The sequence below is a fragment of the Acidobacteriota bacterium genome, assembly GCA_034211275.1.
Lineage (GTDB): Bacteria > Acidobacteriota > Thermoanaerobaculia > Multivoradales > JAHZIX01 > JAGQSE01.
In genome coordinates, this window is sequence record JAXHTF010000245.1 from 1 (window position 1) to 9,271 (window position 9,271).

6 protein-coding genes are annotated in these 9,271 nt (G+C 61.4%); all 6 read right to left on the reverse strand.

Translation table 11 applies throughout. The annotated features are described in order from the left end of the window. Positions 1-675: 675 nt before the first annotated feature. Entirely contained in the window at positions 676-1,371 is a 696-nt protein-coding gene (locus tag SX243_23560) for a restriction endonuclease (GenBank protein ID MDY7095963.1), read from the reverse strand. Between the two features lie 324 nt (positions 1,372-1,695). Next, positions 1,696-2,373 carry a hypothetical protein gene (locus tag SX243_23565; protein ID MDY7095964.1) on the reverse strand — a complete coding sequence of 226 codons (678 nt, stop codon included), beginning with the start codon at positions 2,371-2,373 and terminating at the stop codon, positions 1,696-1,698. Between the two features lie 695 nt (positions 2,374-3,068). Next, positions 3,069-4,712, reverse strand: a complete 1,644-nt coding sequence (locus tag SX243_23570; protein MDY7095965.1) for a patatin-like phospholipase family protein — start codon at positions 4,710-4,712, stop codon at positions 3,069-3,071. Between the two features lie 466 nt (positions 4,713-5,178). Continuing rightward, positions 5,179-5,748, reverse strand: coding sequence for a dihydrofolate reductase family protein (locus SX243_23575; protein MDY7095966.1), 570 nt, complete (start codon positions 5,746-5,748; stop codon positions 5,179-5,181). Positions 5,749-5,829: 81 nt separating this feature from the next. Continuing rightward, positions 5,830-6,606, reverse strand: coding sequence for a glucose 1-dehydrogenase (locus SX243_23580; GenBank protein ID MDY7095967.1), 777 nt, complete (start codon positions 6,604-6,606; stop codon positions 5,830-5,832). 56 nt (positions 6,607-6,662) lie between these two features. Then, positions 6,663-9,089, reverse strand: coding sequence for a glycoside hydrolase family 88 protein (locus tag SX243_23585; GenBank protein ID MDY7095968.1), 2,427 nt, complete (start codon positions 9,087-9,089; stop codon positions 6,663-6,665). Positions 9,090-9,271: the final 182 nt, after the last annotated feature.

Below are 9,271 nucleotides of genomic sequence, written 5' to 3' on the forward strand. Positions count from 1 at the left end.
CAAGATACTGAACAGCGTCCCCATCGATAGGGCACCATACCTTCACCCAAGTCGCGGGCTTCTCAAATCACCAAATACCCACCGGCTCAGCCCCGATGCATCACCTGTCGGCAACTATTGGATTTTGACCCTTTCAGCAATCTTCCGGCTCCTCAGGAACCCAGGTGGGCGGCAGCTCTTGGGTACAGCTGGAGCCCGCCGAGGTGGAGGTAGATGGCGGTACGGAAACGGTCCCGGTTGCGGAAGCCACGGGCTGAGCGCTCGATCGGCTCCAGGCGGAAGCCAATGGCCCAGCTGTACGAACCTTTGAAGATCGCTCGGTGCTTCGACCCCAGCTCCGACCAGGGAGCATGGATCGTCTTGACCCCCGTGCTGTGGGCACTTCACTCGCGGAACGTCGGCCACCAGAACCGTGCGGTACTGGCACGTGTCCAGGTGCCACCATCGGCGCTGCCTCGTGTCGTACCGGCTCGCCAGTTCCCCACACTCTGGGCAGGCCAAGCCCGCCCCCCGCCGCCGTGCTCGACGAAGACCTCCACGTCACCGCCCACAAGCTGCAGCGCCACGCGGCCGACCGTCTACGGCGACCGGACTCCAAGAATCTGCGCGTAAAGCTCTGTGTCCCGCACTGCCGAGACTATCGCGGACCCACTACGATGCCGGAAGAGCCACTCTTCATCCTGAGAACTCCTTTGCGGACAAGTACGCTTCCCCCGTCTGAGACGCGTGTCGCCTGACCCGGTCAATCACTTCCCCCATTCCCATGATACCACCCAGCACAAGGTAGACGTGTGAATGATCGATCAGCAAGACTGGCGTGCGTTCACCTGATGCTTCCTTGACGGCAACAGACGAATAGCCCGATATCGAGACAAAAACTCCCATGGTGTTGTCAGCCTTGCTCGTCACCTTCCGATAGAAACTATCGATATCGGTCGCATCCGCTTGTCCCGCCGTGAACTTCAACTCCACCAGATACGTCGTTCCCGATAGTGTAAGTGAGCCGTCGATCTGTCTACCTGCGTGCGTGTACGGCCTACGGTTCTGGATCTCAGAGAAGTCCAGCAATGAATAGAACCAGTCCTGAAAATCATAGCCGGCCTGTTGCTCGCCGATCCTGCCCCCTAGGTCATTCAATTGGTCGTTGAGTTTCTGCAGGTTCTGCTGCGAACGGGAAACGGCCTCCTGCCGTTGCCTGAATTCGGCGCGTGCCCGCTGTCTGTCTTCTTCGGACTGGATCTCCTCCTCCTGCTTCTGGTGATATCTCTTCAGGCGAGCGACTGCGTCGTGGGCTGCCTTGATCTTCTCGGCGGAATCCTCCCAGTTCTGCAGGTCAGGGAAGTATGTTTGTTCCATCAGGTACTTCGCCATGAGCGTAAGTGCTCGCTTGCCTTTGTTGGATTTCAGTAGCCTGGGAAAAAGGCGATCAAGGAGATCCCGCTTAGACTCGTCAGAGGTCCAGGACGCAAGGAAAGACTCCGAGACACCGCACTGCCGAAGGAACTTCGCAAGGGCCTTCCGACGCCAGAATGACTTGTGGCATGTGTCGTACACCAAGTCAATGTAGTGTGGCGTTAGTCGTGTCTTCATCTTTCTTGCTCTGACTAACGGCCGAATCCAAGCGGATGCGCAGTAGTACGCATGGTCGCGGAGTTGAACGCGCGGGCATTACAGCATTCTGCGCTCTTCACCACCTCAGAAGTTTGGATGCTGTTTGCGATAAGCACGTAATAGGCTCTGTTTTTGGTCGATTGTAGCGACCTTCTTCATTCCTACGAGATCTTTCATTTCAGCAGCCTCAAGTCGATTGAAGACGATAGGGTATTTTTTACTTGATGAACCAGTGTCTACGATGTGCCCGGCTCCGCTGGTAAACGATCCTGAGGACGCACCTTGGAACTTGATGCTGGCAAATCCAAGTACGTCCTCAACATCGGCTTCGTGAACGGAGGCTTCGTAGAAGAAGCGAACCACGGGTTTCTTGAGGTCAAACTCAATGTTGGCTCCTGCCCAGGAAGAGTGATGCTCGTCCTCGTTGCCGAAGGATATTCCTGATATAGAGAAATCTTCAGCACTCGGTTCGTAGCTAAGCGTAATATAGTTGTAGTACCTGGAGCCTTCTTTGTCAGTCCTCGAGATCCAAATACCCTCGAATCGCGCCCTAACATCCAGAATTCGGCGCGCCCATCTCCACCGAAGAGGGACAACTACGAGCAGAATCTCGAGACCTCTGTAAACGAGGATTGCGAGCAGGGTGCTTACCGCAAGAGCAGAACCTGGCGAGAGGCTGAGATCATCGATAAGGTACCTACTCCCGGCCGCCGCTGATGCGCCGCCTGCCGCAACAGCTACTGTAGTAATGTAGTTTCTCACTAGCGAGCTACCACCTTAGCCAATTCATTGATGCTCTTCTCACACGAGACTTCATGCATTGTTCGCCGACAGCTCCTCCTCCGGGCCAGCGAAATGCTCTAAGCCGCCCAACCTTAAGCGCTCTATGTACCATCGCCGCGCTGCTGCTCCATCTGGATCGTCCCCCTTCACGATGTCAAATAGCGCGCAGTTTGACGAAACCGCGGCCCGAGCGGCCGGACCGAATCTGGGGATTCGATGGGTCCTCGCGAGAGGCAGAGAGCAGCGCACACGGTCGTAGGAGCCTGCCAGCGGCTCGCCACTCTCTTCTCAGGTGCTGTTTCACGGCCACCTCCAGATCGCGACTCGATACTTTGACGATTGCTAGAGTGAAAGTATACCGCAAGTTTCGATCATGGACACACCCCTCCCTGCGGCCATGGGCTCGAAGGGGTCGTAGACAAGCTCGCGGACTGCTTGGTTACCTCGGAGGGCCACCAGATACTTACCACGCAAGATACTGAACGGCCCCCTCAGCAACAGGGCACCATACCTTCACCCAGGTCGTGGGCTTCTCAAATCACCAAGTACCCACCGGCTCAGCCCCGATGCATCACCAACGGGCCGGAAGACCAAGACATACTGGGGACGGGACCGGTTGTGCTCCGCCAGGAACCGTTCGGCTTCCTGGAACCTCCGGAGTGCTCCGCGCTCGCCTACTCCCCCACCCGCACCTCCCGCGAGCACCCCACCTCAACCCCCGCCACCAGATCCTGAGCGATCTCGCAAACGGTCCAGGTCGTCAACTGCCCCATGGCGAGGATCTCTTTCTTGTCCAGGTCCGCGGCCTGGCCCCGACTGCCTTCTGAAAGAAAGGTGGCGTAGTGAGGGAAGTCTCGGTAGGGGCGCTGCTGGGTTTTCAGCGCGTGGACCAGCGAATCCTCGGCGCCTTCCAGCTGCTTCACCCACTCCTCGGTCCGATCGAGATAGACCCAGCAGATCCTCGGCTTGTAGGTGGAGGGTAGTTTTAGCTGGTTGGTCTCACTCAGCGGAAACTCCCCGCAGTGGAAGGGAATCTTGCCTGCACGCTTTTGGGCAGCCAGCCTTTTCACCAGCTCCTCACCGTTGCCCTGGAAAACTCCTGCAATGCTCGAGTTGACGGATCCCGACGACTCCTGACCGAGGAAGCCGGTCTTCTTGGTGCCGGTAACCTCGAAATAGGAGGTCACCGGCTTGCGCCATTTGCACTTCTTTCCGGAGCAATCCGGCTCGATCGGGTGCTTCGAGTTCACAAAGACCGTGATGTTGGCGACCTCGCGGGAGAGCAAGGGCAGTAGGCCCAGGTTATCGAGCCCTCCTCCATCGCGAGCTTTGAAGTTGTCCCAATTCTCCGGAGTCTTCATCACCGCCGTCTGGAACGGCATCAGCTTCCCGACGAGGAGACCTGGTGCCGAGCTGGTGATGCCGAGAGCATCGGAGAGGGTGAACAGATCCTTCTTATGCTCGATCCGGTAGCTCTGTTCGTTATCGGGACAGTCGTTGGTGGAAGCTGGCGGATTGTCAAAGACGTAGGTGGGGATATAGCCACTTTGCGGGCAACGGGTGTCTGAGGCGACACCGGGAAGGACCCCGGTAGAAAGGGGGGAGATCTCCAGAGGGAGGATCCGGCGGTCGCCAAAGGGACCACACTTGATGACACCGCCGACGAGGAGGTAGGGGATATGACGCGCCTCGCTCTGCGGTAACCGCGTCAGGAAATCGCCGACCGGTTTGTCCCAAGCGAAGAGATACCTTCGATCGTAGAGCCCGAACGGGGCGAGAAGCTCCTTGCCGACGATGTCCGACCAGATCTCGTTGCCCTTGCCGCGGATCAGCGCCGAAGGGGCTCGGGTCACGAAGAAACCCACTCCACCCAGGGCTTTCACAAACGAGCCCTCGGGCAGGCTCTCCAGATCCTCATCCGAGAGCAGCTCCGGGGGGCGATAGAGATCCAGCCCCACAAAGGTCTCGATACCCGGCTCTCCCCCCTGGTAGTAGGTGTAAGGCACCGCCGCCCAGGCTCCTCCGGACACCGCCGAGAAATAGTCGATGGAAGGCAACAAGCCCGCTCGATGAAGGCCCCGCAGCTGACCGATGGTGGCGGCCGCGGAGCGCGACCCACCGCCGGAGAAGGCGACGCCATAGTTGGCACCGAGCTTCAGCCTCTCTCGTTCCGGAGTCCTCGAGCCGGAGAGCTCCGCAGCAGCGCAAATCTCCGTAGGGAACTCCGAGGCGATGGACTCAGCTGCCAAGGCACAGAGACCACAGGTCGCGAGCACCAACCCCAGAAGCTGGGCGGCGGAGGGTCGTCGGTCGGACATTGGCGTCTCCTTGGAGGAATTAGGGCACCCGAAGTCGTACCAAGCTCCGAGACCTCAGCCTACGCTGGGGTTCGGAGTCAGACTCCTGGAAGCCTGGGTGGACCAGCCAGAATGAGTCCAGACGTTGCGACGTGAGGGTCCAACGTCTCCTCTTTCATTAATTTCCTCGGTTATAACACGGACGCCGTCGGCAGGGGGAGGTGCGGTCGAGAAGTCCTGGAGCGGTGTTCGGCTCGGGACGCCAAGAAGGGGGACCCACCTTCTGGTTCACCTTCTGACGCAAGATTCGAGCTGCCTACAAGCGCCAAAGGGCCGGCTGGGAGCCGGCGCTTCCAGGGCTTGAAAAAGCTAGGCTGTGGGGCCGGGAAAAGAATCGAGAGGCAGGCGGGAGAAAGGGGGACCGACTTGTTGACCTCGGGCTCGCGAGAGACGTGACCCGGAGCCTAGGTTCTACCAAGGGCCGGTGCTAACACCGGTAGTCGAGCAACACGTGCCCGCCAGCAAATACCCGACTCGACTCCAAGGTCAGCGTCACTGTCGCCAAACGTCGATCCAGAAGGGGAATGCCCTCACCGAAGAGCACCGGGTTCAGCTTCAGGATCACCCGGTCAACCAGCTGAGCCTCGAACAGGCTCGTAGCCAACACACTCCCGCCACACAGCCAGATGTCCTTGCCCGGCGTAGCTTTGAGGTCCGCCACGAAGGAGGCGACATCCTCCGACACCAACGTGACGGCTGGATCCGGCGACTGCTCCATCGTGCTGGAGAGGACGAATTGGTCCAGGGTCGGATACGGGCTCGTCAGGTCTTGACGAACCCCCACTTCATACGTCCGCCGCCCCATGAGGACAGCGTCGAAAGCCTGGTTCTCAGCCCGCGTCGCATCCGGCCGCATGGGGGCAGGGAAGGTCTCCGGATAGATCTCTTGCAGCCACCGGATGAACTCGTCATCCCACGGAAAGTCATCGAACGATCCGTCCGGCCGAGCGATGAAGCCGTCGAGGGTGGTGGCAATGTAGTAGACGAGGTTTCGCATGATGCAGGGGAGCTTTTCCGAGGAGCACAACGGTAGCCTGAACGCAACGCCGAAAGAAAGGGGGACCCAACTTCTGATTCTCTACTGATTCACCCCGCTGGCCAGGAACCCGCCGTCCACCACCAACACCTCGCCGTTGACGAAGCTCGCTGCGTCGGAGGAGAGGAAGATGGCGGCGCCGGCTAGTTCTTCGATCTTGCCGAAGCGGCCGAGGGGGGTGCGGAGCTGGAACTCGCGGCCGCGGTCGGTGCCGTCGAGGAGGTCTTGGTTGAGGGGGGTGCGGAAGACGCCTGGGGCGATGGCGTTGACCAGGACGCCGCGGGATCCCCACTCGATGGCCAGGGACTTGGTGAGGGCGGCGACGCCGGCCTTGCTGGCGGTGTAGGCGGCGACCTCATAGAGGGCCACGAAGGTTCCCAAGGAAGCGATGTTGACGATGCGGCCGTAGCCGCGCTCGAGCATGGGAGCGCCGAAGACCTGACAGGCGCGGAGGGTGCCGGTGAGGTTGGTGTCGAGGATGGCCTGCCACTCGTCGTCGCCGACCTCGAGGGTCGGAGTGCGGCGGGTGCGGCCGGCGCAGTTGATCAGGATGTCGACCTTGCCGAAGGTGTCGAGGACGGCCTCGCGAAGAGCTTCCAGGGAAGCGCGGTCGGTAACGTCGGAGGTTAGCCGCAAGGTTTTCCGGCCGGACTCCTCGATGGCCTGGGCGGTGGCGTCGACGGGGGCCTGCTGGCGGGAGCTAGCGACGACGTCGGCGCCGGCTTCCAAGAGACCGTCCACCAGCGCGCGGCCGATGCCGGAGGTGCCGCCTAGGACGACGGCGGAGCGTCCGGTGAGGTCGAATCCCGGGTAGGGCATGGGGTCATCTCCTAATGCAGTGGAATCTCGCGGCGACGGGTCGGACCCGCCGGCGGTCATTGCGCGAGCTCGGAAATCTGGAGGCCCGCCATGATCGCCGGACCGAGGGCTTTGGGGTCGTTTTCCACCACCCGCTCGCTCATGTAGTAGTGATAGCTGCCGTCCCGACCGTAGCCCAGGCCACCGACCTCGCAATTGTTGGTCAGGTGGAAGGAGCCGTCGGCGTGGATGGAAACGAATTCGTCGACCAAGCCCGCGTAGGCCTTCTCCGCCGCTGGTTGGAACGAGTCGGGGAGATAGCCCTGGTGGATGGCCTTGGCAAGGAAATAGGTGAACATGGCAGTGGACGAAGCCTCCCGGTAATTGCCGGGCTCGTCGGGCATGTCCATGATCTGGAACCACACGCCGGTCTCGTCCTGGTACTCCACCAGGCTCTCCGCCAGCTCGGGAATGATCTCCAGGATCGGTGCGCGGAGCTCGGTCTTCTCCGGCGGGATCACGTCGAGGATGTCCACCAGGGCCATGGCATACCAGCCCAGCCCCCGCGCCCACACGTAGCGGGAGCGGCCGGTCTCGGGATCGGCCCAGATCTGCTCCTTGGCCTCGTCCCAGGCGTGGTAGTAGAGGCCGGTTTCCGAGTCGCGAAGATGAGATCGGGCGATGGAGAACTCGTGCACCGCCTCTTCAATCTTGTGATCGTCGCCTTCCAGGACTCCCAGACCGGCCAGGAAGGGCATCCCCATGTAGACGCCGTCGAGCCACAGCTGATGGGGGTAGCGCTGCTTGTGCCAGAAGGCGCCTTCGGAAGTGCGGGGATGATCCTCCAGCTGAGCCCCCAGGGCGTCGATGGCTCGACGGTATTTCTCGTCGCCGTGGCGCGCGTAGAGGCGTTGCAGCATCTTGCCGGAGTTGATGTGGTCGATGTTGAAGAGGTCCGCGTCGTAGGTGTGGATGGTGCCGTCTTCGGCGACATAGCTATCCAGGATCTGCCGGCCCCATTGAGCGAAGCGCGGATCCCCGGTGGCGGTGGATAGGTCGTCCAGGGCCTGGGTCAGCAGGCCGGTGGTGTAGGTCCAGGAGGCGGGCTTGGAGGTCATGGAATCCCAGTTACCGTAGGCCAGGCTGTCGCCGCGGCGCTCCATCTCGGACTCCGCCAGGCGGGTCGAAATCTCCACCGGCTGCATGGACTCGGCGGCCTGGGAAGCCTCGGTGCTCAGGCGAATGCGCGGCGGCACCGTGCGCCGTTCGACCTCGGCCTGGAGGAAGGCTTCGAGCTCCTCGCGGGTTTGAACCTCCCCTTCCCCGCCCGCCCACAAGGCCCCAAAAGCGTAGGAGAAGACTTGGCCGTGGGGCCGCACCACCACCACGTGACTGCTCTCGTCTTGGGTCTTCTCGACGAAGGTGTTCTTGCGGAACATCACCACCATCCCCAGGTCATCTTCGAAGCCCAGATCGTCCTCGAAGAGAGTCTGGGGACCGAAGGTCGCGAGGTAGCTCCAGGCTTGGCCGGTGATGTCCAGGTCCCCCATCATCACTTCCGCTTCCGGGTGCGCCACGATCCCGATGGCCAGGTTGTCCAGGATCTCGGAGGTCTCGAGGGTCACATCGACCATCGGGCTGCCGGCCTGCATCGAGAAGCGGGCGGTGAGGTCGACGGTGGCGGCGCCGGTATCCCAGCCTTGGTAGTCGATGTCGAAGGAGGAGTGGATGGGGCCGTCGGAGCGGATGGTGGCCGAGCGCTCCTCGACATCGGAGACCAGCACCGTCCGGGAACCATCCCAATAGCCGAAGCCGCCCATGCCCAGGCTCTGCCCCACCTTCAGAATGTCCGCCCCCCAATCAGCCATCTCGTGGTAACTGTCGTAGCCATCCTGGCCGACGTCCTGCAGCACCAGCTCCGAGGTCTTTTTGCCGAAGATGTCGAAGCCGTTGCGCCAGTCGAGGTAGATCCGATAGCCGACGAGGTCGCTCTCGATGCCCGGTCCTTCGTAGCGGATGAATTCACCGTGATCGGTGTATTGAGGCGGCGGGGTGACGTGGTCGACGTTGCGGAACGTGCCGCCGACGTACTTCCCCTCCTTCCACTCCCCACCTTCTTTGATCGACACCTCGGCATGGGTCCGAGGCTTCGGGCTCTCGCCGGCTTCTTCCTGGTTGATCGAATAGCGATGTGCCGCGGCAGGCTCCAGGCCCGCCAGGAAAGCCAACCGGTCCGGGCTGTCGTCGCCGTCGTCGTCGAGGAGCTGAGTGGGCCGAGGAGAATCCCCCTCCCACACCTGCAGTGGGCCCTCGGTCACCCCGAGCTCGTTGAGCGAGAAGGTCACCAGCGTGTCCGGGCGCGCAAAGGTCGACGGGTTCGAGACCTCGACCTGGGCGACAGCCTCCGCCTCGGATGTCGCCCCAGGCGACGGCTCGCCGGAACATCCCGCCAGCACGAGGAGAGAGGTCAGAAGCACGCTACTGAGGAAGTTAAATCTCACCATTGGGTCCTCCGCAGCTGAAGAAAGTTGCAAGGGAGAGTCCGAAACTGGACTGAAAGCAGATAAGCGCGGAAAGCGTGGGTCAGATCGTCGCAGCGCAGGAGGAAGGCGCGGAGGCGTACTGGAAGTACGTCGCACAAGCCGACCGACGAGCACGCGGCGAGATGGCGTGCGATCTCCGCGCT

What these genes read in the sequence shown, in the direction of transcription:
- SX243_23585 (MDY7095968.1), bottom strand. Translation starts at nt 9,089, where the DNA reads ATGGTGAGATTTAACTTCCTCAGTAGCGTGCTTCTGACCTCTCTCCTC.
- SX243_23580 (MDY7095967.1), bottom strand. Translation starts at nt 6,606, where the DNA reads ATGCCCTACCCGGGATTCGACCTCACCGGACGCTCCGCCGTCGTCCTA.
- SX243_23570 (MDY7095965.1), bottom strand. Translation starts at nt 4,712, where the DNA reads ATGTCCGACCGACGACCCTCCGCCGCCCAGCTTCTGGGGTTGGTGCTC.
- SX243_23560 (MDY7095963.1), bottom strand. Translation starts at nt 1,371, where the DNA reads ATGGCGAAGTACCTGATGGAACAAACATACTTCCCTGACCTGCAGAAC.
- SX243_23575 (MDY7095966.1), bottom strand. Translation starts at nt 5,748, where the DNA reads ATGCGAAACCTCGTCTACTACATTGCCACCACCCTCGACGGCTTCATC.